This is a genomic window from Micromonospora sp. CPCC 206060, from assembly GCF_036906895.1.
Taxonomy (GTDB): Bacteria; Actinomycetota; Actinomycetes; order Mycobacteriales; family Micromonosporaceae; genus Micromonospora.
On the sequence record NZ_JBAKHU010000001.1, the window covers coordinates 298,056 to 322,699 of the forward strand.

Annotated in this window: 21 protein-coding genes and 1 riboswitch; of the genes, 14 read left to right on the top strand and 7 right to left on the bottom strand. The window is 73.2% G+C overall.

The window, feature by feature from the left end:
* Positions 1-77: 77 nt before the first annotated feature.
* Complete coding sequence (locus V6U90_RS01365; RefSeq protein WP_334430673.1) at positions 78-1,808, bottom strand: glycoside hydrolase family 3 protein; 1,731 nt, start codon at positions 1,806-1,808, stop codon at positions 78-80.
* 72 nt (positions 1,809-1,880) lie between these two features.
* Positions 1,881-2,372, bottom strand: coding sequence for a DUF3145 domain-containing protein (locus V6U90_RS01370; RefSeq protein ID WP_208816491.1), 492 nt, complete (start codon positions 2,370-2,372; stop codon positions 1,881-1,883).
* A 378-nt stretch (positions 2,373-2,750) separates the two neighbouring features.
* Between V6U90_RS01370 and V6U90_RS01375 the strand changes: the two genes are divergently transcribed.
* The gene (locus V6U90_RS01375; protein ID WP_334430674.1) at positions 2,751-3,080 is read left to right on the top strand and encodes a hypothetical protein; all 330 of its coding nucleotides are present in this window, start codon (positions 2,751-2,753) and stop codon (positions 3,078-3,080) included.
* Between the two features lie 234 nt (positions 3,081-3,314).
* Here the strand turns inward: V6U90_RS01375 and V6U90_RS01380 are convergent, their stop codons facing one another.
* Positions 3,315-3,947 carry a carbonic anhydrase gene (locus tag V6U90_RS01380; RefSeq protein ID WP_334430675.1) on the bottom strand — a complete coding sequence of 211 codons (633 nt, stop codon included), beginning with the start codon at positions 3,945-3,947 and terminating at the stop codon, positions 3,315-3,317.
* 148 nt (positions 3,948-4,095) lie between these two features.
* On the opposite strand from V6U90_RS01380, the gene V6U90_RS01385 reads away from it, so the two are divergent.
* The 4 genes from V6U90_RS01385 (at position 4,096) to V6U90_RS01400 (ending at position 9,802) form a co-directional block, all read left to right on the top strand.
* Complete coding sequence (locus V6U90_RS01385) at positions 4,096-5,046, top strand: alpha/beta fold hydrolase (protein ID WP_334430676.1); 951 nt, start codon at positions 4,096-4,098, stop codon at positions 5,044-5,046.
* A 148-nt stretch (positions 5,047-5,194) separates the two neighbouring features.
* Positions 5,195-7,336 (top strand): HelD family protein, encoded by a 2,142-nt coding sequence (locus tag V6U90_RS01390; RefSeq protein WP_334430677.1) that lies wholly within the window; start codon positions 5,195-5,197, stop codon positions 7,334-7,336.
* Positions 7,337-7,423: 87 nt separating this feature from the next.
* The gene (locus V6U90_RS01395; RefSeq protein WP_334430678.1) at positions 7,424-8,338 is read left to right on the top strand and encodes a cation diffusion facilitator family transporter; all 915 of its coding nucleotides are present in this window, start codon (positions 7,424-7,426) and stop codon (positions 8,336-8,338) included.
* A 266-nt stretch (positions 8,339-8,604) separates the two neighbouring features.
* A riboswitch (cyclic di-AMP (ydaO/yuaA leader) is annotated at positions 8,605-8,733 on the top strand.
* A gap of 4 nt (positions 8,734-8,737) precedes the next feature.
* Positions 8,738-9,802, top strand: coding sequence for a coiled-coil domain-containing protein (locus V6U90_RS01400; RefSeq protein ID WP_334430679.1), 1,065 nt, complete (start codon positions 8,738-8,740; stop codon positions 9,800-9,802).
* Positions 9,803-9,893: 91 nt separating this feature from the next.
* On the opposite strand, the gene V6U90_RS01405 is transcribed toward V6U90_RS01400, so the two are convergent.
* Both V6U90_RS01405 and V6U90_RS01410 read right to left on the bottom strand, forming a co-directional pair.
* On the bottom strand, positions 9,894-10,340 hold the full coding sequence (locus tag V6U90_RS01405) for an SRPBCC family protein (protein ID WP_334430680.1): 447 nt from the start codon (positions 10,338-10,340) through the stop codon (positions 9,894-9,896).
* A 193-nt stretch (positions 10,341-10,533) separates the two neighbouring features.
* Positions 10,534-10,899, bottom strand: coding sequence for an STAS domain-containing protein (locus V6U90_RS01410; protein WP_334430681.1), 366 nt, complete (start codon positions 10,897-10,899; stop codon positions 10,534-10,536).
* Positions 10,900-11,336: 437 nt separating this feature from the next.
* Here V6U90_RS01410 and V6U90_RS01415 point away from each other — a divergent pair, with 437 nt between their 5' ends.
* Both V6U90_RS01415 and V6U90_RS01420 read left to right on the top strand, forming a co-directional pair.
* Complete coding sequence (locus V6U90_RS01415) at positions 11,337-11,483, top strand: hypothetical protein (RefSeq protein ID WP_334430682.1); 147 nt, start codon at positions 11,337-11,339, stop codon at positions 11,481-11,483.
* 150 nt (positions 11,484-11,633) lie between these two features.
* Positions 11,634-12,071, top strand: a complete 438-nt coding sequence (locus tag V6U90_RS01420) for a hypothetical protein (RefSeq protein ID WP_334430683.1) — start codon at positions 11,634-11,636, stop codon at positions 12,069-12,071.
* A 168-nt stretch (positions 12,072-12,239) separates the two neighbouring features.
* Here the strand turns inward: V6U90_RS01420 and V6U90_RS01425 are convergent, their stop codons facing one another.
* Positions 12,240-14,972, bottom strand: coding sequence for a cellulose binding domain-containing protein (locus V6U90_RS01425; protein ID WP_334430684.1), 2,733 nt, complete (start codon positions 14,970-14,972; stop codon positions 12,240-12,242).
* Between the two features lie 364 nt (positions 14,973-15,336).
* Here V6U90_RS01425 and V6U90_RS01430 point away from each other — a divergent pair, with 364 nt between their 5' ends.
* Both V6U90_RS01430 and V6U90_RS01435 read left to right on the top strand, forming a co-directional pair.
* Positions 15,337-16,014, top strand: coding sequence for a BON domain-containing protein (locus V6U90_RS01430; protein ID WP_334430685.1), 678 nt, complete (start codon positions 15,337-15,339; stop codon positions 16,012-16,014).
* A gap of 7 nt (positions 16,015-16,021) precedes the next feature.
* Positions 16,022-16,573: a DsbA family protein gene (locus V6U90_RS01435; RefSeq protein ID WP_334430686.1), complete on the top strand. Its 552-nt coding sequence runs from the start codon at positions 16,022-16,024 to the stop codon at positions 16,571-16,573.
* Between the two features lie 113 nt (positions 16,574-16,686).
* Here the strand turns inward: V6U90_RS01435 and V6U90_RS01440 are convergent, their stop codons facing one another.
* The gene (locus tag V6U90_RS01440) at positions 16,687-19,443 is read right to left on the bottom strand and encodes a LuxR C-terminal-related transcriptional regulator (protein WP_334430687.1); all 2,757 of its coding nucleotides are present in this window, start codon (positions 19,441-19,443) and stop codon (positions 16,687-16,689) included.
* A gap of 199 nt (positions 19,444-19,642) precedes the next feature.
* On the opposite strand from V6U90_RS01440, the gene V6U90_RS01445 reads away from it, so the two are divergent.
* The 5 genes from V6U90_RS01445 (at position 19,643) to V6U90_RS01465 (ending at position 24,542) form a co-directional block, all read left to right on the top strand.
* Positions 19,643-20,125, top strand: coding sequence for a hypothetical protein (locus V6U90_RS01445; protein WP_442933506.1), 483 nt, complete (start codon positions 19,643-19,645; stop codon positions 20,123-20,125).
* The gene (locus V6U90_RS01450; RefSeq protein ID WP_334430689.1) at positions 20,122-21,303 is read left to right on the top strand and encodes a zinc-dependent alcohol dehydrogenase; all 1,182 of its coding nucleotides are present in this window, start codon (positions 20,122-20,124) and stop codon (positions 21,301-21,303) included. Before V6U90_RS01445 ends, V6U90_RS01450 begins: the two co-directional genes overlap by 4 nt.
* A 28-nt stretch (positions 21,304-21,331) precedes the next feature.
* The gene (locus tag V6U90_RS01455; RefSeq protein WP_334430690.1) at positions 21,332-22,504 is read left to right on the top strand and encodes a saccharopine dehydrogenase family protein; all 1,173 of its coding nucleotides are present in this window, start codon (positions 21,332-21,334) and stop codon (positions 22,502-22,504) included.
* A 79-nt stretch (positions 22,505-22,583) separates the two neighbouring features.
* Positions 22,584-23,369 (top strand): hypothetical protein, encoded by a 786-nt coding sequence (locus V6U90_RS01460; RefSeq protein WP_334430691.1) that lies wholly within the window; start codon positions 22,584-22,586, stop codon positions 23,367-23,369.
* Positions 23,370-23,456: 87 nt separating this feature from the next.
* On the top strand, positions 23,457-24,542 hold the full coding sequence (locus V6U90_RS01465) for a DNA polymerase III subunit beta family protein (protein ID WP_334430865.1): 1,086 nt from the start codon (positions 23,457-23,459) through the stop codon (positions 24,540-24,542).
* Positions 24,543-24,644 lie beyond the last annotated feature (102 nt).

Below are 24,644 nucleotides of genomic sequence, written 5' to 3' on the forward strand. Positions count from 1 at the left end.
GGCCCCGGCCGGTGACCGCTGGCCGGTCCGGTGCGGTGCGGCCACCACCGTCAACGGGCGCACGGCGGCCACCACCGTCAACGGGCGCACGAACTGGCCGGCAGCCCCGCGACCGGAACCGGGGACCGGCCCGTCGGCCGGGCCTTGCCGGCGAGTACCGCGGCCAGCCCGGTCATCGACGCGGGGCTGGACGAGTAGGTGGCCAGCAGCACCTTCGACTTCGCCTGGGCGAGCAGGTAGGGGGTGTCCATGGCGACGGTGACCACGGCGTCGGCGCGCAGGTCGCCCGTACCGTCCCCGTAGCCGACCAGGTGCACCACCGTGCCACCGTTGGCCACCACCTTCACCCCGGCCGCCGTCAGTGCGTCGGTGAGCAGGGCCCGGGTCCGGTCGCGCCCCCCGGAGGAGGTGACCGTGACCGGTCCGCGTACCGCCGCCGCCGCGCAGGAGCCGCGCAGGACGGTCACCGCTGCGGTGGCCAGCCGGTTGGCGGCGTCCCGGTGGGCGGCGCTGTTCAGGCCGGCGCCGTCCGACGCGGGGCCGCCGGCGAGCCGGAACTTCAGGGTCAGCACGCGGGTCACCGCCTCCACCATCCGGGTACGCGGCACCGTGCCGTCCCGCAGCGCGGCGAGCAGACCGTCGTACGCCTGGGTGACGTTCGGCGGCATGAGGATCAGGTCGTTGCCGGCGTTGAGTGCCCGTACCGCCGCTTCCCCGGGCGAGTAGCGCTGGGCGGGGGCCATGTTCATCCCGTCGGTGACCACCACGCCGGTGAAGCCGAGTTGGCCCCGGAGGACGTCGGTGAGCAGCTTCCGGGAGAAGGTGGCCGGGACCCCGGGGTCGATGGCCCGGGCGTCGAGATGGGCAGACATCACCAGGCCGGCACCGGCGGCGATGCCGTCCCGGAACGGCGGCCAGGCGCTGGCCGCGAGGGTCTTCTGGTCCTGGGTGAGGGTCGGCAGCTCGGCGTGCGAGTCCGAGGCGGTGTGCCCGTGGCCGGGGAAGTGCTTGAGGGTGGCGGCCACCCCGACGGACTGGAGGCCGCGGACCGCACCGGCGACCTGCCTGCCGACCGCCTTCGGGTCGCTGCCGAAGGACCGGGAGCCGATCACCGTGCTCCGGGCGACGAGGACGTCGGCGACCGGGGCGAAGTCGAGGTTCACCCCGAGGGCGGCGAGTTCCTCGCCGGCCGCCCGCCAGGCCGCCTCGGTGAGCGCCGGATCACCGGCCGCCCCGGCGGCGAGCGCGTTCGGCAGCAGGGTCACCCCCTTGGTGATCCGGGTGACCACCCCGTACTCCTGGTCGATCCCCACCAGGAACGGTGCGGTACCGGCCGGCAGCTTCCCGGCGGCGACCCGCAGTCCACCGGTCAGGTCCCGGACCTGTTCCGGGCTGTCCACGTTGGTGGTGGCCTGGTTCTTGTTGGTCGGGTCGTCGGCGGAGAAGCCGACCAGGATCACCCCGCCGAGCCGGTACTTCGTCACCATCTCGGCGGGCGTGTCCACTCCGGCGAGCTTCCGGTTGCCGGCGGCGGAGCCCGCCGACACCGTCGTGGCCGAGCTGCCATAGGCGTACGGCATCAGCACCTGGCCGACCAGGTCCTCGTCGGCGAGCGTGCCGACCAGGGCGGCGGCCCGGGCGGCCGGATCGGCGCCGGGGTCCGGGGTCGGGGCGACCACCGGTGCGGACGCGGACGGGCCGGTCGAGGGGGGCGCGGCGGCCGGCCGGGGCGGCTCGGAGCAGCCGGCGACGGCCAGGGCGGTCAGTACGGCGAGCGCGGAGAGGGTACGCCGTGGGAAGGTCGACACGGGCCCATCCCATCAGCCCCGTCCTTACCGGGGCAACTCGACCGGGCCCGGGTCGACCGTCCGGGGTACCTGTCAACCCACCCGGGTCAGCAGGGTCACCGGTGCGCCGTCCCCGGCGTGCCGGTACGGCTCCAGTTCCGCGTCCCAGGCCGTGCCGAGTGCCTTGTCCAGGGCGTGCGCCAGCGCCTCCGGGGCCCGCGCGGCGGCCATGATGGCCCGGAGCCGATCCTCGCCGAGCTGGATGTCACCGGCCGCACCGACCGAGGCCCGGAACAGGCCGCGACCCGGTACGTGCATGAACCGCTCCCCGTCCACGCCGGGACTCGGCTCCTCGGTGACCTCGAAACGGATCATAGGCCACTGCCGGAGGGCAGCAGCCAGCTCGGCCCCCGTCCCCGGACGGCCGGTCCACCCGCACTCGGCCCGGCGGGCGCCGGGATCGACGGGCTGGGCCGTCCACTTCAGGTTGACCGGCGCGACAAGGACGCGCGCGATCGCCCACTCGACGTGTGGGCACACGGCGAGTGGGGTCGAGTGGACGTATACGACGCCACGCGTTGGCACGGTGACCTCCCGGAGAGCGAGGTGCGTCTTCCCCTACGACCTCGCGCCAGCCGAGTGGTGCGTGAAACACATGATGACTGGTGTGACGGATGGTGCGCCAGCAAACCGGAAAATTCGGTGGACAGGACCGCCTGGAATAGCCGTACCGCCATCGCCGTTCCACCACACGTCGGCCGTGGGCGCCCGGGGGCACCCGGTCGTGTAAAGTTCAGTTGGCGACTTCTGTCGCCGACATCTTCGGGCTCACCCCCGAGTTGGATCAGATCCGAACTTGGACCAGACCCGAAGTTGGACCAGACCCGATCAGCACCGTGGGGACGGTCCGCAGAGCCCCCGGACACCTTCCGTCCTCCCGTACGTCTTGCAAGGAGTACCTCCGTGGCGAGCAACACCTCTAAGACCGCGCGCGCGTCCGTTCGGGCCGGCCAGGCCGGCCAGGGTGGCGCCCTGAGCGTGCTCGGCGAGTTCAAGTACCTGATCCCGCTCAACAACGGCAAGCACGCCTACGTGCGGAACCTGACCAACGGCAAGACCGCGCACCTGCGCACCGACTCGGACGCCTTCGTCGAGGAGATCCGGGTCCTGGCCGCCGCCGGCCACGCCGCCAAGATCCGGGCCGAGATCAACGGCCTTGCCGCCTCGTTCCCGGGCCAGGGCTGGGACGCCACCGAGAAGCGGCTGGTCGAGGCCGGCGTCTTCGAGGGCTGAGCACCTGACGCGAGCGGTCCCGCTGAGGGGCCGCAACAGCACGACAACGAAGCCGCCCACCGGTTCACCCGGTGGGCGGCTTCGTTGTCGGTGCCTCCAGTGGGGCGTGGTTGTTGTTGCCTCCAGTGGGCGGCGTCCTCGCGTTCCCTCCGGGGGGCGGCGTCCTCGCGTTCCCTCCGGTGGTGTTAAGCGGGGGCCCTTCCTATACCGAAAGCGTTAACCGGGGGCCCTTCCTCACAGCAGGGTGACCTCGCCGCTGCCCAGGTCGTAGATCGCGCCGACCACGTCCACCTCGCCGGAGGCCACCGGCCCGGCGAGCTTCTCCTCGGCGCGCAGCGCGGCCACCGACCGTGCGGTGTGCCGCCGGGTGGCCAGCGGCACCACCTGCGGGTCGTGCACCCCGACCTCGGCCACCGCCGGAGCGATCTGGTTGACCAGGTAGGCGAGCGAGCCGCCGGGCCGCTGGCCGTTGCGCAGGGCCTCGACCGTCGATGTCACCGCGCCGCAGCGCTCGTGCCCGAGCACCACGACGAGCGGTACGTGCAGTGGGCCCACCGCGAACTCCACCGACCCGATCACGGCCCGGTCCAGCACGTGCGCGCCGGACCGCACCACGCAGATCGAGCCGAAGGTCTGATCGAAGATCGCCTCCAGCGGTACCCGGGAGTCGATGCAGCCGATCACCACCGCGTGCGGCCGTTGATCCCCGGACGCGGTGGCCGCGGCGGCGGTCACATCATGGCCGTGGATGGGCTGACGGCTGACGAAACGCCGGTTTCCGGCGAGCAACTCGGCCAGCGCGGCGGCCGGCCGGTGGACGGTTCCACCCGGGGGCACGACGGCCCCGGTCGGCGACAGGGAAGACATCCCATAAGCATGGAGACCTACCCGCCGGTCGGGAAGTCGCCTGCGAATCTTCTCACCGCCCCGGTTCACCTGATGAGATGTCGGGTAGTCGATGGTTACCGCCGGGTTTCTGAGATGTGATGAAGTCCGGCCCGCACGGGAGGTGGCGATGCCGGAACAGTGTGAGGTGCGGCTTCCCGACGGCGTACGGCTGCACGTCGAGGTGACCGGTCCGGACGACGCCGAGGTCACCGTCGTGCTGCTGCACGGCTGGACCCTGGACGGGCGGGCCTGGCACCGGCAGGTCGAACCGGTCCGGGCCGCGCTGGGCGAGGCGGCCCGGGTCGTCACCTACGACGCCCGGGGGCACGGTCGGTCCAGTTGCATGTCCCTGCGCACGGCCACCCTGGAACAGCTCGGCGACGATCTGGCGGCCGTGCTGGCCGAGGTCGCCCCGACCGGTCCGGTGGTGCTGGTCGGGCACTCGCTGGGCGGCATGACGATCATGGAGTACGCGCACCGGCATCCGGCGGACTTCGCCGCCCGGGTCGCCGGCCTGGTCTTCGTGGCCACCACTGCCGAGGGGCACACCCACACCGCGTACGGCCTGTCGCCCCGGATCACCCGGCTGATCCGGCTGGCCGAGACGGCTGGCGCGGGGGTACTGGCCCGCTGCGGCTCCTGGCGCCCGCCCCGTGCCCTGCTGCGGGCGCTGCGGCCGAGTCTGCGCTGGTTGCTCTTCGGTGACCGGTGTGATCCGGTGGACATCCGGTTGGCCACCTCGGCGGTGGCCCGCGCCTCGCTCCGCTCGATCGGCGGGTTCCGGGCGTCGATCGGGGTCCAGCACCGGTTGGAGACCCTGGCCCGCCTCGGTGACGTCCCGGCTGCCGCGCTGGTCGGCGACCGGGACCGGCTCACCCCGCCCCGCTGCGCCGAGTCGATCGCGGATGCGCTGCCGACCACCGAACTCACCGTCTGCCCGGGTGCCGGGCACATGCTGATGATGGAACGCCCCGACGAGGTCAACGCCGCGCTGCTCGGCGTGGTACGCCGGGCGCTGGCCGCCAACATGCCCGCCGATCATGGACTTGTGGTGGGTGACAGAAGCCACGAAGGGTAGCCAGTCGGGCACCATAACTCCATGATCGGCGAAGACCCCGACAGCGGTCGGGGCGGTGCCCCGTACCCTCTTCAGGTCACCCTGACCTGCGGCCCGGCGCCGCCCGGCGGCCCCGCCCCGCCGCCGACATCCGGTAGGAGCTTGCGCGTTGACCGATCAGACCACGCTGCAACAGGAGATCGCCGCTGAGCAGCGTCACCTGGACCGGGTGTACGCCCGGCTGGCGGAGTTGCGCCAGTCGGCCGCGCGCGCCGAGCGTGACGGTTACCGGCTGGCCCGGGTGGGCAACTTCGGGGCGCTGGTCGAGCGGGACGCGATGGTCTTCCATGCCGCCCGGCGCCGGCAGGCGCTGGACGCCGAGCACGAGGGGCTGGTCTTCGGGCGGCTGGACCTGCGGGACTCCTCGGTGCTGCACGTCGGCCGGCTGGGGGTACGCGGGGCCGACTCGGAGACGCTGGTGGTGGACTGGCGGGCCCCGGCCGCTGCGGCGTTCTACCGGGCGACCGCGCAGCAGCCCCTCGGGGTGGTCCGCCGCCGGATGATCCAGTCCGCCGGTGAGCGGGTGACCCGAATCGAGGACGACCTGCTCGACCCGGCAGCGGCCCCGCCGGGCATGCGGGTGGTCGGTGACGGCGCACTGCTGGCCACCCTGGCCCGAGCGACCGGACGCGGCATGCGGGACATCGTGGCCACCATCCAGCGGGAACAGGACGAGGCGATCCGCTCCTCCGGGTCGGGGGTGACCATCGTTTCCGGCGGCCCGGGGACCGGCAAGACCGCGGTCGCCCTGCACCGGGCGGCGTACCTGCTCTATTCCGACCGCAGCCGGTTCGCCGGGGGTGGCGTGCTGGTGGTGGGCCCGTCGGCGGTCTTCGTCGAGTACATCGCTTCGGTGCTGCCGTCGCTCGGCGAGAACGCGGCCACCCTGCACTCACTCGGCTCGCTCTTCCCCGGGTTCCCCGCGACCCGGACCGACCCGACGGCGGTCGCGGCGGTCAAGGGCTCGCTGCGGATGCGCCGGGTGCTGGAACGGGCGGCCCGGGACGCCGTGCCGGACTCCCCCGCCGAGCTGCGACTGCTCTACCGGGGTGAGCTGCTCCGGTTGTCCCGGGCCGAGCTGGACACCATCCGGACCCGGGCACTGCCACCGGGTGCCCGGCGAAACGAGGTCCGCCGGGCCGGGTTCGACGGGATCTTCGCCGCGCTCTACACGCAGGCCCGGCGGCTGCGCATCGGCGGCCTGCCGGACCAGCGCAGCTTCGAGGACGAGTTGGCCGACCGGACGGACTTCCGGGAGTTCCTCAAGGCGTGGTGGCCCCGACTGCACCCGTGGCACGTGCTGCGCTGGTTGGCCGACCCGCGGCGGCTGCGGTCGTACGCGGGCGGCATCCTCTCCACCGTTGAGATCCGGGCGCTGGGCGAGGCGTACCGGACGCTGGACGCCGGGGGGCCGACGATCGCCGACGTCGCGCTGCTGGACGAGTTGGACGCGCTGCTGGGCAAGCCCGTGCGGCCGGCCCGGCGGCGGCGGGACCCGTTCCAGCTGGCCGGCGGGGTCCGGGAGTTGAGCACGCATGCCGAGCGGCAGCGGGCCGCCCGGGAGGCCGCGCGGGAGCGGCCGGAGGACTACCGGGAGTACGCCCACGTGGTGGTCGACGAGGCCCAGGACGTCTCGCCGATGCAGTGGCGGATGTTGGGCCGTCGGGGCCGGCTGGCGTCCTGGACGGTGGTGGGTGATCCGGCGCAGACCGCGTGGACCGGTGACCCGGCCGAGTTGATCCGGGCCCGGGACAAGGCGCTGGGCCGGCGCAAGCGGCACGAGTTCACCCTCTCCACCAACTACCGCAACCCGGCGGAGATCTTCGCGGTGGCCGCCGAGACGATCCGCGAGGTGCACCCGGAGCTGGTGCTGCCCCGGGCGGTCCGGGCCACCGGGGTCGCCCCGGTGCGACGTACCGTGCCGGCCGCCGAGTTGGCCGCCGCGACCGTCGAGGCGACGGCCGTGCTGCTCGCCGAGGTGGAGGGGACGGTCGGGGTGATCACGCCGGTGCCCCGCCGGGACGAGGTGGCCTCCTGGCTGACCGGGCTGGCCGACCCCCGGTTGCAGGTGGTGACCAGCCTCCAGGCCAAGGGCATGGAGTACGACGGCGTGGTGCTGGTGGCGCCGGGTGAGATCCGGGCGGATTCGGAGTCGGGGGTACGCACCCTCTATGTGGCGCTGTCCCGGGCCACCCAGCGGCTCACCACCCTCGACCCGGAGGCTGCCATGCCCTCGACCCGAAGTGAGTGACAAAGTATTCACCGTCAGTTGGTTGAACACATAGCAATATGAGCATAGGTTGGAGCGGCGGCAGGGCATCGGCGGGAGGGTGGGTACGTGGGCGGCGGTCATCATCACCACGGGCAGGCGCGTAACGCCCCCCACCAGCACCGGGGTCGGCTGTGGGCGGCGTTCGCCCTGCTCAGCGGCCTGATGCTGGTGGAGGCGGTGACCGCTCTGGCCACCGGCTCGCTGGCGCTGCTCTCCGACGCGGGGCACATGTTCACCGACGTGCTCGGCATCGGGATGGCGCTCGCCGCGATCACCGCCGCCCGGCGCGCCGCCGACGACCCGCAGCGGACCTTCGGCCTCTACCGGCTGGAGGTACTGGCCGCGCTGGCCAACGCGGTGCTCCTCTCCGGCGTGGCGGTCTACGTGCTGATCGAGGCGGTGCAGCGCTTCGGCACGCCGTCGGAGGTGCCCGCCGGCCCGGTGCTGTTCGTCGCGCTGCTCGGCCTGCTCGCCAACATCGGCGCGTTCGCGCTGCTCCGGCCGGGCGCCGAGGAGAACATCAACCTGCGCGGCGCGTACCTGGAGGTGGTCGGCGACCTGCTCGGCTCGGTCGGCGTCATCGTCGCCGCCGTGCTGATCGCGGTCGCCGACTGGTGGTGGGCCGACCCGCTGGTCGCGGTGGCCATCGCGGTCTTCATCCTGCCCCGCACCTGGCGGCTCGGCCGGGCCGCCGTCCGGATCCTGGTGCAGGCGGCACCGGAGCACCTCCAGGTCCCGGCGGTCCGGGACCGGCTCTGCGCGGTACCCGGGGTGTCCGACGTGCACGACCTGCACGTCTGGACGCTGACCTCGGGCATGGAGGTAGCCTCGGCGCACCTGACCATCGACCCGGGCGCCGAGGTGGGCACGGTACTCACCGCGGCCCGGACCGCCCTGCACGACGAGTTCCACATCGAGCACGCCACCCTCCAGATCGAGCCCGGCGCCGCCACCGGGGCCTGCGGTCGGATGGAGTGGTGAGGCCGCGATCCGCAGCGTGGGGACCGACGGACCGACGGTCGACAGCCGGGATGAATCGGGCGTCGATCGGACACCCGGCACCGGAGGCGCACCGGGGTCAATCTCCCGGGTTTAGCGGCACCTTAAATCTTTCAGGGGTATTGTCCGGAACATGCCGGACAAGTGGGTAGGAAGAGCCCGTAGCGCCCATTCAGGCGCTGCGGCGTACCCACCGACCCCGGTAGGCTCACCACCGGCCCCCGCCGGGCGGCGCCCTCCGGCGCCTGCGGTGGCCGCCGCCTAATCGCCTCGTGCGAGCCGGGGAACCACGTACCTGGGGTGTATCCGCGTCAGCGGTAGGGATCTTCCGTCCCGAACCCGTCAGCTAACCCGGTCGGCGGCTGACGGAAGGACATCTGTATGCCGATATCCGCACGACGTACCACCGCCCGGATGGCAGCCCTGCTCGCCGCGACCCTCGCCCTCGGGGTCGTGACGGCGCCGGTCCCCGGCGCACAGGCCGCCGTTCCGGTCGGTACCGCCCTCGCGGCACCGGCCCCGGGCACCGACGACGAAGGGGGCACGCCGGCCCTCCGGGCCCAGCTCGAAGCAGCCAGCAAGGGCTTCCTCGACGCCAAGGCCGCCCTCGACAAGTCGAGCAAACGCCAGCAGGAACTGACCGGCCAGCTCAAGGTCATCGAGGCGGACTTGACCGTCCGCAACGCCAAGGTCGGCGAGATGGCCGGCGTGGCGTACCGGACCGGCCGGCTCGGCACCATCTCTGCGCTGCTCGGCAGCGGGTCACCGGACAGTTTCCTGGACCGGGCCGCCGCCCTCGACGCGGTCGCCGCGCACGAGGACCGGCAACTGCGCGACCTGATGGAGACCCGTGACCTGCAGACCCGGGCCAAGACCGCCCTGGACAGGGAGGTCACCGAGCAGCGCAAGCAGGTCGCGATCATGGCCAAGCGCAAGCAGCAGGCCGAGCGGGCACTGCTGGTGGCCGGCCGCTCCAGCAGCAGCGGATCCAGTGGTCCCGCCTCCACCACCTCGGCCTCGGCCAAGCCGGCACCGCGCAATCCGGACGGCTCCTGGCCGAGCGAGTCGTGCAGCGTCAACGACCCGACCACGTCGGGGTGCATCACCCCACGCACCCTGCACGCCCTCAACCAGGCCAAGGCGGCCGGGTTCACCCGGTACGTGTCCTGCTTCCGCAACGGCAGTTCGGGGGAACACCCGAAGGGGCGGGCCTGCGACTTCGCCGCGCAGAAGAGCGGCTTCGGCGGGGCGGCCACCGGTGGCGACCGGACGTACGGGAACAACCTCGCCGCGTACTTCGTGAAGAACGCCAGCCGGCTCGGCGTGCTCTACGTGATCTGGTACAAGCAGATCTGGCTGCCCAGCAGCGGTTGGAAGTCGTACAGCGGGGCGGGTGGCGATCCGTCCAGCGACCACACCAACCACGTGCACCTCTCCGTCTACTGACGACGCGCCCGGTGGCCGGTCGGAGCTACTCCAGCCGGCCACCGGCGTACCCGGGGGTAGGGCCCCACCCGGCAGTGAGCCGGTGGCGGCCTCAGGCGCCGTCGAGTGCCGCGCCAAGGCGGGCGGCGAGGCACAGGTGCGCCGCCCGGGCCTGGCGCAGCGCGTACCCGAGGAGCGGGGCGGGCGCGGCAATGCTGATCTCCACGTCGATGCGCACCTGGTCCGGCGCCTCGGTCCGGATCCGGGCGTGGTTCCGGACCCGGGTGCCGCTCCACTGCCGGGCCACCACCACGACCTCCTCGGTGCTCGCGGTCAGCACGTCGGCCTGGTACGAGATGGGCAGCCGGAGCGGGCCGAGGGCCACCCGGTCCGTGATCATGTAGCTCGCCCGGGCCCCCGGGCGGGTCGGTCGGGGGGTGACCCGGACGATCAGCGGGTGCAGCTCGACCTGACGGGTCAGGTCGGCCAGCAGTGCCGAGGCGGTCGCCGGGGTGCAGCGCGCCTGGACCGTGTAGGTGAAGGTGTCCTGTCCGCGCACCGTGCCTCCTGACTGCCGGGCCGCCGGGCCGCGCACCGGTACGGGCGACCGCCGCAGGGTGCCGGGACGACGGCTGGTGCCGGGACGGCGGCGGACAGCGACGCGCTCCGGTGCCGGCCGCGACGGCAGCCGGGCAGGATGAGCATGACAGGCAGCCGGGGGTGGCGCCAGGGGGCCGGTAGGACCCGGGGGCTCAGACTCCGGTGGTCTTCGCCTCGGCGGCGTTGGCGCCAGCGAAGTAGGGCTCCGGGGCGCCGAAGAGACCGAGCAGCCCGGTGACCCAGAGTTGCCGGTGCACGAACCGGCTGGGCTCGGTCACCACGAGCTTGACGCCACTGACCCCGGCGGTCTGGAAACCGGCGACCATGGCGCTGATACCGACCGAGTCGATGAAGGTGACGAGGCGCATGTTCAACTCGATCCGCGCCGGTCGGCCCTTCGCCAGCACCTCGGCGACAGCTTCCTTGACCTCGTACGCGGTGTCGACATCGATTTCGCCACGCGGCGAGATCTGAACGACCCCACCGGGCAGGACAGTCTTCACGATCGACAGGCTCACGCGAGCACCTCCACTCGCCCGCAACCGGGCGCCTCATCAGTACGCGGGCCGCGACCGAGAGTATTCCTCCCCCGCCCTCGGTCGCCACCCCCCGGGATGAGCAATTCGCCGAATCGGGCCTCACGAAGTGCCACAAGACGGACATTAAGCATGATAAGCCCCAAAAATTTCGGCCAGCCGGGGGTTCTGAGACCATTCCGGACAGCACTCGTCCGGCCGCACCAGAGTAGCCGCCGAACCCCAGCCGCACCCGCAGGCCGGGCCGGCGATGTCCGGACGCCCCCGCCCGCCGGGCACCGGTCAGCCGTGTGGTGGAGGGCACCCCGGCGGTCCGGCCACCTGATCGGACCGGGTGGACTCGCCCCGACGTCAGCGCCCGGCCGGTACGGCGACTAGCATCGACGGCAAGGGATACCCACTCACCCGGGAGGCTGTTCATGCTGCGGAGACTGCTGGGGTTGGCGGGCGTGGGTGCGTTGCTCGCGCTCGTGCTGGCCTGTGGGTTCGGTGGTGGCGGGGATGACGACGACGACAACGATGACGACGACTTCGCCCGTGGTGTGGCGGTCGTCGTGGTCAACTGAGGACCTGACCCGCTCGCGGCCGACTCCCCTGGGTGATCGCGGGTTTGCGGCAGAACCCGCGCGGGCACCTCGGAGGACGTAACCACATCCGCGCCGAACAGCCCCCTGTCCGAAGTGGCCGCTGCTGTCGGCATCCGAGGAGGTACCGCCATGTTCGGGAGCAACCTGCTGGACCGCCGGACCAAGACCGAGCGCATCACCGACCAGGCCTGGCAGCAGCTGGCCTCGGCGGTGCACTCCGCCGGGGACAGCCTTCGCGACACCGCGCGGTCGACCGGACGGGGCACCTCCCACCTGGCCGACGAGGCCGGCGACCGGGTCGGTGCCGCCGCCGACGAGGCATGGCGCCGGGCCAGCCGGGCGTTCGACGCCCTCGCCGGGCGGCGGCCGGCGCTGCCCTGGGCGTGGATCATCGGCGCCGGGGTGCTGGGCGCCGCGATCGGCTGGGCCGCCGGCTCGGCCGCGCGAGCGGCGGCCAGCCGTGACCCGGAACTACGCCGGGTCGACGACATCGAGTTCGTGGACGTCGACCGGCCGGACGCCCCGGTTTCGCTGGACGTCGACCACGCCGGTCCGTCGGAGCGGTGACGGCGGGCCACCGGTCCGAATGACCGGACGGGCCATCCCGCAGGCCGGCCACCGTGGCGGCCGGCTGGCCGGCGCCCCGGCCGGTCAGCAGACGGCGCACCGACGGTACCCGTCCTGATCAGGCACGGGGGACCCGGCGACCGTGGCCGGCCACCGGGTCCCGCACGGTCATCTCGTCGTGCAGGTCAGGATCGCCGGGACGGCGTTCGTCCCGGTCCAGTTGGCGAGGAACCCGAAGGTGGTGGTGGCGTTCGGGGCGAGCGGCCCGTTCCAGCCGGCGTCGCGTACCGTCACCGTCGCTCCGGTCTGGGTGTAGGTCCCGCTCCAGAGTTGGGCGATCTGCTGGCCGTTGGCGAACGCCCAGGTCACCGACCAGCCCGCGATCGACGAGCCGTGGCTGTTACGCACGGTCACCTCGCCCTGGAAGCCGCCGGCCCAGGAGTTGGTGACCTGGTACGTCGCCGTGCACCCGCCGGCCGGCCGTGGCGTGGTCGGGCCCGGTGACGGGGTGGTCGGGCCCGGGGTCGGTTCGGTCGGGATCGGTGACGGCGTGGTCGGGCCCGGGGTCGGTACGGTCGGGGTGGGCGTGGGCCCGCCTAGCCGGTCGGCGACCAGGATGCCCCGGCCGTTGGTGCCCAGGTAGACCCGGCCGTAGACCCGGGGGTCACCGGTCAGCGCGTCGCCCGCGTTGCCGTACTGGTGCTGGCCGTCGTTGATCCGCATCCAGGACCCACCGGCGTTGTCCGACCGGTGGACGCCGTGCGTGCCGTCGACGGTGCCGAACAGGTACAGCGCCGGGTACGTCTGCCCGGGGGCGGCCTTGCCGAAGCCGATGTTGCCGGACGTGGTCACGTTGCCGAGCTTGGTGAAGGTGGCCCCGGAGTCGGTAAAGTGCCAGAGTCCACCGGTTCCGGCCAGCCACAGCTCCCCCTGCCGGCCCGGCATCGCCTTGAACCGGACGTTGCCGGTGGTGGGCAGGCCGGTGGCGGCCGAGGCGGTGAAGCTGGCCCCGCCATTGGTGCTGACGTAGAGCTTGCCGCCGCTGAAGCCGTAGAACGTGTTCGGGTTCACCCGGTCGGACTCGATGGTGGCGTTCGCCGGGATGCCGGTCGACGCGGTCCACGAGTTGCCGAAGCCGACCGAGTGGACGACCTGCTGGCCGGAGTCGCCCGGCGCCCAGACGAACCGGCTGCCGTCGGCTGCGGCGGCGACCGTACCGCCGCTGTTGATGCCGGACGGCTCGCTGCCCTGGAACCAGTTCGCGCCCCCGTCGGTGGAGAAGGCGACGTGGCTGTCGTTCGGCCGGTCCGCGTCGGTGAAGTTGCCCGCCCGGACCATCACCGACGGGTTCGACTCGGCGTAGTCCAGGCTGGTGGTGCTGGTGAAGGTCGGCTGGGTGAACATCATCGCCGGTACGGCGGCCAGGCTGGTGTGCCGGAAGCCGCCGATGTCGCCGAGCCCGCTGATCAGCGGCGCGCCGGACGGCGGGCTGATCAGGTCGAGGACGGCGGTCTCCTCCAGGCCGTTGACCATCGGCTTGATGGTGAACTGCTCGGCGGTGCCCCATTTGGTCAGCTCGGTGGTGCCGTAGATGGTCGCGCCGGTGCCGTACATCATCCGGTTCGAGTCGTGCGGGTCGATCTCCACCGACTCGTTCATCCAACCCAGTTTCGGGGAGACCTCCGGCGGGTTCGGGTTGCTGGTGCCGAAGGTCAGCCACGGCGCCGAGGAGATGTCCATCGTGTAGCGGAAGCTGCGGTTGGGGTAGCTGGTCCAGTCCCAGATCCGGGTCCAGGTGGCGCCCCCGTCGGTGCTGCGGAAGAACTGCGCGTCCGGCCACGAGGAGATCTGGGTGGCCACCATCAGCGTGTTCGGGTTCTGCCGGTCGATGGTCAGCCCGCTGTAGCCGAAGTACGCGTCGGTGCTGCTGGACGGGATCGGCGAGATCTGGGTCCAGGCACCGGTGGCCCGGTTGAACTTCCAGACGTCCCCCTTGGCGCCGTCGTACGGGCCGCCGGTGTCGCTGGTGGCGATGTAGAGGAAGCCGCCGACCGGGTCCACCACGCCCTTGTGCGCGAGGTAGCCGGTGGGCTGACCGGCGATCCGCTCCCAGGTGGTGCCACCGTTGGTGGTCCGGTAGACCGGGTTCTCCTTGTCCGCCACCCCGACGGAGATGGTCTGCGTGGCGGTGCCGGCCGTACCGGTGCTCTTGTCGAAGCTCACCCAGGTCAGACCCTGGTTCTGGCTCTGGTACCCGCTGGAGTCGTTGGGGTCGGCGACGTAGTTGCCGGCGTTCGGGAAGTTCGCCACCCTGGCCCAGGTGGCCCCGTGGTCGGTGCTGCGCCACAGGCCGTTGCCGCCCTCGGCGCCGTAGTAGACGATGCTGTTCTTGTTGGGGTCGACGGCCAGCCGCTCGCCCATGCCCCGGCCGGGCATGTTGCCACCGTTCTTGAACGGCAGCTCGGTGACCTGCCAGGTGGCGCCCTTGTCCGCGGAGCGGATGATGGCCCCGTTGTTCGGGTCCCAGCTGTTGGTGTACATGCCGGCCGCCGCGTAGACCCGGTTGGTCTGCACCGGGTCGGTGGCGACGCTCACCACGCCGTTGTAACCCCACCTGTCCGAACCGACCCAGTCCAGCAACGGCGTCCAGGACTGGTTGGCCTGTTCCCAGCGGTACAGCCCACCGATGTCGGTACGGGCGTAGATCAGGTTCTTCTCGGTGGGGTTGAAGACGATGCCCGGCACGAAGCCGCCACCGTCGATCCGGACGTTCTTCCAGGAGTACGACTCGGGTGCGGCGGCTGCCGCGTGCGTGGTCGGGCTGAGGGTCAGCTGGGCCGCCACGACCGTCGCCGCGGCGGCGAGCACGGTCGCGAGGGTGCCAGCGAGACTTCTCCGCATCAGCGGTTCCTCTCGGGTACGGGTGACGTCAGGCGGACGGCGTCAGCCGCGTCACCTGACGAGCGCACGGTGACTGCCGGAGCTGCCCTGGCTCCCGGGGAAGCTGCCCTGACTCCCCCACCCGGCGCGCTGGCTCCCGCACCCGGAACCAGACATTCACACACCCCGGAGAAGGGTGTCAATAGACCGCCCCGCCGGATTAGGATGGACCGCAAACTATATTGCCGGTGGTCCGAGACGGCCCGTCGACGGCGGTGGCGCGCCCGCCGGGGCCTTGACCTTTCACCCCCGGCGGGTGAGGTCCGGTCACCCGGACCGTGGTGAGCCTGGCAGCGACGGAACCTAGTCGCGGGAGGGACCCACCATGGCCACGGCAACGATCACCCGCACCGACCAGGACATCCAGTCCGACGTGCTCGACGAACTGAACTGGGAGCCACGGGTACAGCCGAACGAGATCGGTGTGACGGTCTCCGAGGGCGTGGTGACCCTCACCGGCTGGGTGGACAGCTACGCCAAGAAGTGGGCCGCCGAGCGGGCCGCGCACCGGGTGGACCGGGTCCGGGCGGTAGCCAACGACATCCAGGTCCGGCTGGCCACCTCGGCACAGCGAACCGACGCGGAGATCGCCACCGCCGCCACCCGGGCCCTGGAGTGGGACGCGTTCGTACCCCTCGACGGGCTCGACGTCACCGTCTCCGGTGGTTGGGTGACGCTGCGGGGCGAGGTCGAATGGGAGTACCAGCGCCGGGCGGCGGAACGCTCGGTACGCCGGCTCACCGGGGTACGCGGGCTGAGCAACGGGATCGTGGTCCGCCCCACGGGCCGGCCGACCCGGAGCGACCTGACCGACCGGATCACCCGTGCCCTGGTCCGCAGCGTGGAGACCGACGCGGAGCGGATCTCGGTGGAGGTACGGGGCGACACGGTTATCCTCGACGGGCTGGTGCGGTCCTGGCTGGAACGGGACGAGGCGGAACGGGTCGCCTGGTCGGCACCCGGTGTCGCCGAGGTGCACAACCACATCACCGTCCGGCTGTGAGGCCGCGATGACCACACCGTTGCAGATCACGGTCAGCCGGCTGCGGGTACCGGTCGACGCCTCCGACCATGTCCGGGGCGCCGCCGACGCGGCCGTGACCGTGGTCGAGTACGCCGACTTCCAGTGCCCGCACAGTGGCGCGGTGTACCGGAACCTGCGGGAACTGCTGCGCCAGCGGGCCGACCTGGCCCGGCTGGTGTACCGGCACTTCCCGCTCGCCGAGGTGCACCCGTACGCCGACGCCGCCGCGGAGGTGGCCGAGGCGGCAGCGGTCCGGGGCCGGTTCTGGGAGCTGCACGACTGGCTCTTCGAGCACCAGGACCAGCTCGACCCGGTACACCTGTCACTCGCCGCGCAGCAGGTCGGGCTCCAAGTCGAGGAGGTCGATCCGGAGGTCGAGCGGCACGAGCACGCCGACCGGGTACGCCGGGACATCGTCAGTGGCATCCGCAGCGGAGTGGACGCGGTGCCGGTGTTCTTCGTCAACGGGGTGCGCTACGACGGCCCGTACGGGTTGCCGGACCTGCTGGCCGCGGTGGACGGGGCGGCCAACGCCTGATCGGGTACCGGCCGACGGCTGATCGGGTACCGCATGTCCGCCGATGTCCACCTGTGCACAGCTGTTAGGAAGGGGCCCTTTACCTACCGAAAGCGTTAAGCGGGGGCCCTTCCTTACAGCAAATGGAGTTCGCGGGCCCGGCGGACCGCGTCCCGGCGCCGGGTGGCGTCCAGTTTCCGGTAGATGTTGCGCACGTGCGTCTTGACGGTGTTCACCGAGACCGACAGCTCGCTGGCGATCTCCACGTTGGACAGGACGCTCTGCAGGTAGCGCAGGATGGTCAGCTCCCGCTCGGTCAGCGGTTCACCGAGCGGCGCCGGGCCACCGGCGGTGCCACCGCCGAGCCGGACGGGTCCGGCGGCGGCTGCACCGGTACCGGTGGCCTGCGGCCGGTCACCGTGGTCCAGCAGTTCGGTCAGCGTCGGCCAGTGGGCGGTGCCGGTGTCGAGGTGGGCGACGAGCAGGTCCCGCACCGGGGGTACGCCGCGCACCAGGAAGCGCCGCAGCCCGTCCGGCTCGGCCAGGTCCAGCGCCCGTTCCAGGAGGCGGGCGGCCCGTCGGGGGTCCCCGGACTGCTGCGCGAGCAACGCGTCGAGCAGGCCGGCTTCGGCGCGTACCGCCACCGGTAACCGGCCGGCCGTGGGCCCGTCCCAGTCGGGGAGCACCCGCCCCGCCGCATCGGGGTTACCGGCACAGAGTTCCACCCGGGCCAGCACCACCGCCACCAGGGTCGACCCGGCCGCCCGGGAGGCGAGCAGTTCCCGGGCCCGGTCCAGGTCACCCTGGCCGGCCCGCAGTTCCGCCTCGGCGGCCAGCAACCAGTTCCCCGGGCCGTCCGCCGGGTCGCCGAGCCGGTCCCGGGCGGCGGCGAGCACCTGGTAGGCCCGGACCGGATCACCCCGGTCGGCCAGCAGTTGGCTGTGGCACCGGGCCGCGCACACGGTGAAGACAGCCCGGTCGGGTCCGGACCCGTCGGTCGTCGACCGCTCGGCCAGAGCGAGCTGGGTCTCGGCCTCCACCGGCCGGTCCCGGTGCGTGGCGACCAGGGCGAGGGCCAGGTACGCGTACCCGCAGTCCGGCCCGGCCGGTCGACCCTGGCACGGTGGCCCGGTGAGCACACCTGCCGCGAGGGTCTCGGCGGCCCGCAACTCGCCCCGGAGGGCGGCGATCAGGGCGAGCCGGCTCGCCGCGACCACCGCGACCCGGGGCAGCCCGGCCGGTCCGGCCTCGACCAGCCCGGCGGCGAGCGCGTCGGTGGCGGCTGCGAGCTGACCGGCGCCCAGTTCGGTCAACCCGAGCGCGGTCCGTGCTACGGCCCGTACCGCCGGTCCCGGTGGCGCCGCCACGTCCGGCGGGGCCAGTTGGAGCAGCCGGTCGGCGGCACCGCGGGCCCGCTGCGGATCGGCACCGGCCTGGGCGCGGATCAGCGCCAACCCGGCCGCCGCGCAGCGCAGCCGGGTTCGGTCCGGCTCCGGCAGTGCCCCGGCCGCCTCGTCGGCGACGCACAGGTACCCGTCGACCGTCGGCTCCCCGGCCAGCCCCAACCGGTCGACGGCGTAGGCCAGCGCGACCGCCGGGTGGTCCCGGATCTGTTCCTCCGGCGGTGCGGCCACCGGCGGCCGGTCCGGCTCGTCCCGGTCGTACGGCAGCAGCGCGGGCCAGTGGTCGAGCAGCAGCCGGGCGGCGTCCGCCCAGCGGGCGGCGGCGAGGGTGTACCGCAGGGCGTCCCGGGGCTGGTTCACTCCGGCGTACCAGTCGGCGGCCCGCCGGTGCAGGTCCCGTACCCGGTCGTCCGGGCGGTTCGCCAGTGCGGCGCGGAGCACGTCGGCGAGGAGCCGGTGGCAGCGGTACGCCGGTGGCCGGTCACCGGCGGCGGTCAGGAAGCCGATCCGCTGTTCCAGTTCGGCGAGGAGCTGGTCCGCGCCGTCCCGACCGGTGAGCGCGGTGACCAGGTCACCGGTGACCGGCTCGGTGACGGCCACGCAGTCCAGTACGCCGCGCAGGCCGTCGGGAAGCCCGGCCAGCACCTCCGCAGTCAGGTAGTCCGTGACCTCCGGGTGCTCGCCGGAGAACCGCGCGACGAAGCTGGCCGGGTCGGGGTGGCCTCGCAGGGCGAGTGCGGCCAGCCGCAGTCCAACCGGCCAGCCCTCGGTCCGTTCCCGCAGCACGGCCACGGCCGCCGGGGGTACCACCGCCCCGTGCGCGGAGAGCAGGTCCGCCACCTCGTCGTCGGTGAAGGCGAGGTCGGCGGCGCGGATCTCGGTCAGCTCCCCGCTGACCCGGAACCGGTGCAGGGCCAGTGGCGGGTCGGTGCGGGCCCCGACGACCAGCCGCAGCCGGTCGTCGGCGTGCCGCAGCAGGAACTCCACGGCCGTCAGCGCGGCCGGGTCGGCGGCCAGGTGCAGGTCGTCGCAGATCAGGACGACCGGTTCCGCCCGGCCGGCCAGGGCGGCGGCGAGCCGCTCGACGGTGTCCTGGTCGGGCGGGCCGGTGGCGGGTGCCAGGGCACCGGGTACGCCGGAGCCGGGTGCCGGGGCGCCGGCCGGCTCACCGGGAACAGCCGTGGCGAGTGCGGCGTACAGGTAGGGCCAGAGCCGTCCGACCCCGTCGGCCGGCCCGACCGACAGCCAGGTCGCGCTCCGCTGCGCCGGCCCGCCCCGGAACCAGGAGGCGAGCAGGGTGGTCTTGCCCCAGCCGGCGGGCGCGCGGACCAGGGTGACCGGGCCGGCCACCGCGCTGTCGAGCCGGGCGAGCAGCCGGGGCCGGACGAGCACCGGTTCGGGTAGCGGGGCGGCGGCGAGCTTCGCGGCCAGCAGCGGTACCGGCCCCGGTGCTCCGGCGCCGTCCGGACAGCTCAGGTTCTCCGGCATCCGGCCTCCCCATCCGCGCCGGCCCGCCACCGTGCCACGGGACGGGCGCACACCCTCGCACGCCGCACCGCGCATACCCGGTGGATGCCGGTTCACCCCTTGCGGGCGAGCCGGGTTCACCCCCCGCCGGCCCACCATCGGGGCACGGAAGGCGGCTGCGGGGGGTGGTGGTCAGGTGAGCTGGGTGAGGCGCGGCGCGATGGCGCTGGCGGTGTCCGCAGGCGGGGTGGCACTCGGCCGGGCCCTGGGTCGACGGGACCGGGACGGCTGGCCGACGACGCCGGACCCGGCCGGCGGAGACCCGGCCACCCGCTGGGAGGTGGTCACGGTCAACCGCTCCCGCACCGACCTGCTGCCCGCGGGTGAGTTACCGGAGCCGCTGGCCCGCCTCAGGCACGCGGTGCAGGTACGGCTGCGACCGGCACCGGGCGGGAAGGGTACCGAACTGGCCGCCCGGCCCCGGGGCAGCGACATCGGGCTGCCGGGGCTGGCCGCGCACCTGACCGGGGACGACCCCCGCCTGGTGGTACGCGCCGCGCTGCGCGCGACGAAGCAGCTCGCCGAGACCGGACAGGTTCTCGATCCCGGACGTACCCCGCCGACCTGGCACCCGTCGGGTGCACCGGGCCGGACCGGGGGCGGGTCCGCTGCGGCGGGTGACGACGACCGGAGGTGGCGGTGAGGGCGGTCTGCTGGGCCGGGGTGGACCGGGTGGCGGTGGAGGACGTACCGGATCCCGGGCTGCACGACGGCCAGGACATGATCGTCCGGGTACGGCAGAGCGTCACCTGCGGCTCGGACCTGCACCTGCTCGCCGGGCACGTCCCGTTCATGCAGGCCGGTGACGTACTCGGGCACGAGTTCCTCGGCGAGGTGGTCGAGGTCGGTCCGGAGGTACGCCGGCACCGGGTCGGTGATCGGGTGGTGGTCTGTTCGGTGATCTCCTGCGGTCGCTGCTGGTACTGCCGGCAGGGGCTGTACTCCTGCTGTGACAACGGCACCGCCGACGCGGAACTGACCGAGCGGGCCTGGGGTTCGGCCCCGGCCGGCTGCTACGGCTACTCGCACGCGATGGGCGGCTTCCCGGGCAGCCACGCCGAGTACGCCCGGGTGCCCTTCGCCGACCAGGGGGCGTTCACCGTGCCGGAGGGGGTGAGCGACGACCGGGCGCTCTTCGCCTCGGACGCAGCGCCCAGCGGCTGGATGGGTGCGGAGCTGGGCGACGTCCGGCCGGGTGACGTGGTGGCGGTCTGGGGGGCCGGTGCGGTCGGCCAGCTCGCGGCCCGGTCGGCGATGCTGCTCGGCGCCGAACGGGTGATCGTGATCGACCGGCACGAGTACCGGCTGGCGCTGGCCGAACAGCACCTGGGTGTGGAGACGGTGAACATCGAGCACACCGACGTGCAGGGGGAGCTGCGGGAGGCGACCGGGGGCCGGGGGCCGGACGTCTGCATCGAGGCGGTCGGCGCGCAGGCCCAGCACTCCGGCCCGCAGTTCCTCTACGACCAGCTCAAGCAGCAGCTACGGATCTCCACGGAACGGCCGATGGCGGTCCGGGAGGCGATCCACGCCTGCCGGAAGGGGGGCAGCGTGTTCATCCTCGGGCTGTTCGTCGGTTTCGTGGACCGGTTCCCGCTGGGGGCGATGATGAACAAGGGGCTGACGGTCCGCGCCGCCCAGCAGCACGGGCAGCGGTACATCCCGATGCTGCTGGAGCGGATGGCCCGGGACGAGATCCGTACCGAGTACCTGGCGACCCACCGGCTGCCGTTGGCGGAGGCGTCGCAGGGGTACCGGATGTTCCGGGAGCGGACCGACGACTGCGTCCGGGTGGTACTCGACCCGCACGCGCCGGGCTGAACCCGGGCTGGGGTGGGAGACTCGTCAGATGGCCGGAGCGCGTTCGTACGACGTCGTCCTGTTCGGCGCGACCGGGTTCACCGGCGCGTTGACCGCGGAGTACCTGGCCCGGCACGCCCCGGGGTCGCTGCGCTGGGCGCTGGCCGGGCGTAACGCGGACAAGCTGGCCGCCCTGCGGGACCGGCTCACCGCGATCAATCCGGCCTGCGCGGAACTGCCGTTGCTGCACGCGGACACGACCGACGCCGACTCGGTGCGCCGGGTCGCGGAGAGCGCCCGGGTGGTGGCGACCACGGTGGGTCCGTTCATCTCCTACGGCGAGCCACTGGTCGCGGCCTGTGCCCGGGCTGGTACGGACTATCTCGACATCACCGGTGAGCCGGAGTTCGTCGACCTGATGTACCTGCGGCACCATGCCACGGCGGCGGCCAGCGGCGCCCGGCTGGTGCACGCCTGCGGGTTCGACTCGATTCCGCACGACCTGGGAGTCTGGTACACGGTCCGGCACCTGCCGGCTGACGGGCCGATCAGCGTGGACGGGTTCGTCCGGGCCGGGGGGCGGTTCTCCGCCGGGACGTACCACTCGGCGTTGACCGCGCTGGCCCGGGCCCGGCAGACGGCAGCGGCGGCCAGGTCCCGGCGGGTCGCCGAACCCCGACCGGCGGACCGCCGGGTCCGGGCGGTGCCCGGCCGGTTGTCCCGCCGCAGCGACCTGGGCCGCTGGGTGGTCCCGCTGCCCACCATCGATCCGCAGATCGTGCGCCGCTCGGCCGCCGCGCTTCCGGGGTACGGCCCGGACTTCTGCTACCGGCACTTCCTGGCGGTCAAGCGGTTGCCGACGGTACTCGCCGGCGCGGCCGGGCTGGCCGGGTTGACCGCTCTGGTCCGGATCCCGCCAACCCGCCGGTGGTTGTTCGGCCGGCTCTCCTTTGGGCAGGGGCCGTCGGCCGAGCAGCGGGCGGCGTCCTGGTTCCGGGTGCGTTTCGTCGGCACCGCCGCCGGGCGCCGGGTGGTGACCGAGGTGTCCGGCGGGGATCCGGGGTACGACGAGACGGCCAAGATGCTGGCCGAGTCGGCCATGTGCCTGGCCCTGGACGATCTGCCGGCCACGTCGGGGCAGGTCACCCCGGCGGTGGCGATGGGCGGGACGCTGGTGGACCGGCTGACCCGGGCCGGGATCACCTTCCGCGTGCTGGACTGAGCGTCAACCGGACACCATGGACGTAAAGTAGTTGATCGACTACTCTGGGCATCCCCGTCGGGTGAAAGGTGTCGCACCGATGAGGTTGTCCGGCTTCGCTCAGCCCGGTTCCGACCCCGGGCCACCGCCCGCCGGGACCACCCGTCTGCGTCTGCTCGTCACCACCCGGGCCGTGCTGGCCCGACCGGGTCCGGCCGGCGAGGCCGGCTATGTCACCGGGCTCTCTGTCCTGCCCGGCGTCCCGCCCTGGTGGTGGCTGGTGCTGTCCGGCCTGGACGCTTTCCGGCCGGAGTGCGGCTTCGACCCGTACGACCTGGTCACCGTCGACGTGACCAGGGCCGGGGCGGGACCGACCAGGGCCGGGGCGGAGTCGACCGAGGCCCGGTGGCCGGTGCCGGGCACGGTTCGGCGGGAACACCACCTGAAGCAGTGGGCACTGCGCCGGGCCTGGCTGGACGGGCACGTCGAGGAGTCGATGTGCCGCCTCGACCGGCCCGACCGCCAGCCCGCACCCGCGCTGGTCCGGGTCCGGGATGTGGCGGAACTGCTGATCACGCCCGCCTCCGGCGGTATCCCCGGGCCGACCGGTGGCCACCCCCGGCCCCGGTTCCGGGGCGCGTACCGGTGGCGGTGCGCCGGACGGACCTGTCCCGGCCACCGGCACGACATCGTCGACTGGGAGTTCACCGCCCTGCAACGGCGGGTGGTCGGCCTACCCGACGACCGGCTACGGGCGGCCCTGGTCAACACGTTCCACGGCCGGCTCTGCGCGCCCGACCGGGAGGTGGCCTTCTACGTCGGTCCGGCGGGCCCCGGCCGCCCTGGGTACGCGGTGACCGGGGTGTACTGGCCGCCGAAACCCTGACCCGGACGGGCCGTGCGGGATCAGTCGGGCCTCCGGCTTGACCCTCTACCTGGTCGAGGCCACAGGATCGTCGGCGTGGAGAACGATCTGCACAGCATCGGTGAGATGGCCCGGGCCAGTGGGCTGAGCGTGAGCGCGCTGCGCTTCTACGACCGGGCCGGGGTGCTGGTGCCCGCCGTGGTGGACCCGGTCACCGGCTACCGGTGGTACGCCGACCACCAGGTGCCGGCCGCCCGGCTGGTGGCCGGGCTGCGCCGGGTGGGGATGCCGCTGGCCGAGATCGGCGCGGCGGTACGCCACCGGTCCGAGCCGGCTGCCGTCCGTCGGCTGCTCACCGGTCACCTGCGCCGGTTGGAGGACGGGCTCGCCGACGCCCGCCGGGAGTTCGCCCGACTCCACGCCCTGATCGATTCACTCGACCCCGAGGAGCAGCGCATGTCCGTCACCCGTCTCACCCTGTCCCGGACCGACCTGGCCGGGGCGCTGGACGCGGTCCGCTTCGCGGTCGGCACCGACCCCGACCTGCCGGTCCTGGCCGGGGTGCTGATCGAGGTGGAACCGGCCGGGGTCCGGCTCGTCGCCACCGACCGGTACCGGATGGCGGTGGCCGGGGCCGCCGCCACGGTCGACGGGCCGACCGCCCGGGTACTCGCCCCGGTCGACTTCGCCGACCGGCTCCGTGACCTGCTGACCGACGTCACGGCGTGGGAGGTGTCGCTGGCCGTGGCACCCGGGGCGATTTCGGCGACCGTGGCCGGCCGGTCCGTCGACGCGACGCCCCTGCCGTACGACTTCCCCGACCACCAGCGGCTGCTGCGGCGACCGGGCACGGGGGCACCCACCCGGGTGACGGTCGACGTACCCGCCCTGCGCGCCTCACTGACCGACGGCAGCGCACCGACCCTGGTGCGCGAGGAGGACGGGGTACGGGCCGAGGTGACCGTGCTCGGCGTGACCCCCACCGGCCGGTTGCGGGTCGTCGGCGCCGACGACCCGGCGGACGGCGACATCGTCCGGGTCGGGGTGAACGCCGGTTACCTGGTCGACGCGCTGGACGCGGCCGGGCGGGGGCAACTGGTGCTGGAGCTGGACAGCCCGATCACCCCGCTGGCGGTACGGCTGCCCGACGACGAGCGCACCTTCTCCGTCCTGATGCCGATCCGGCTGAGCTGACCGGGGGTCGTCCGACCGGTCGGCCGCCGGGCTCCGTCCGGCGGTCCGGCCGGCGGTTCGGCCCCGCGCCCGCCCGGAGTCGGACCGGCGGTTCGGCCCCGC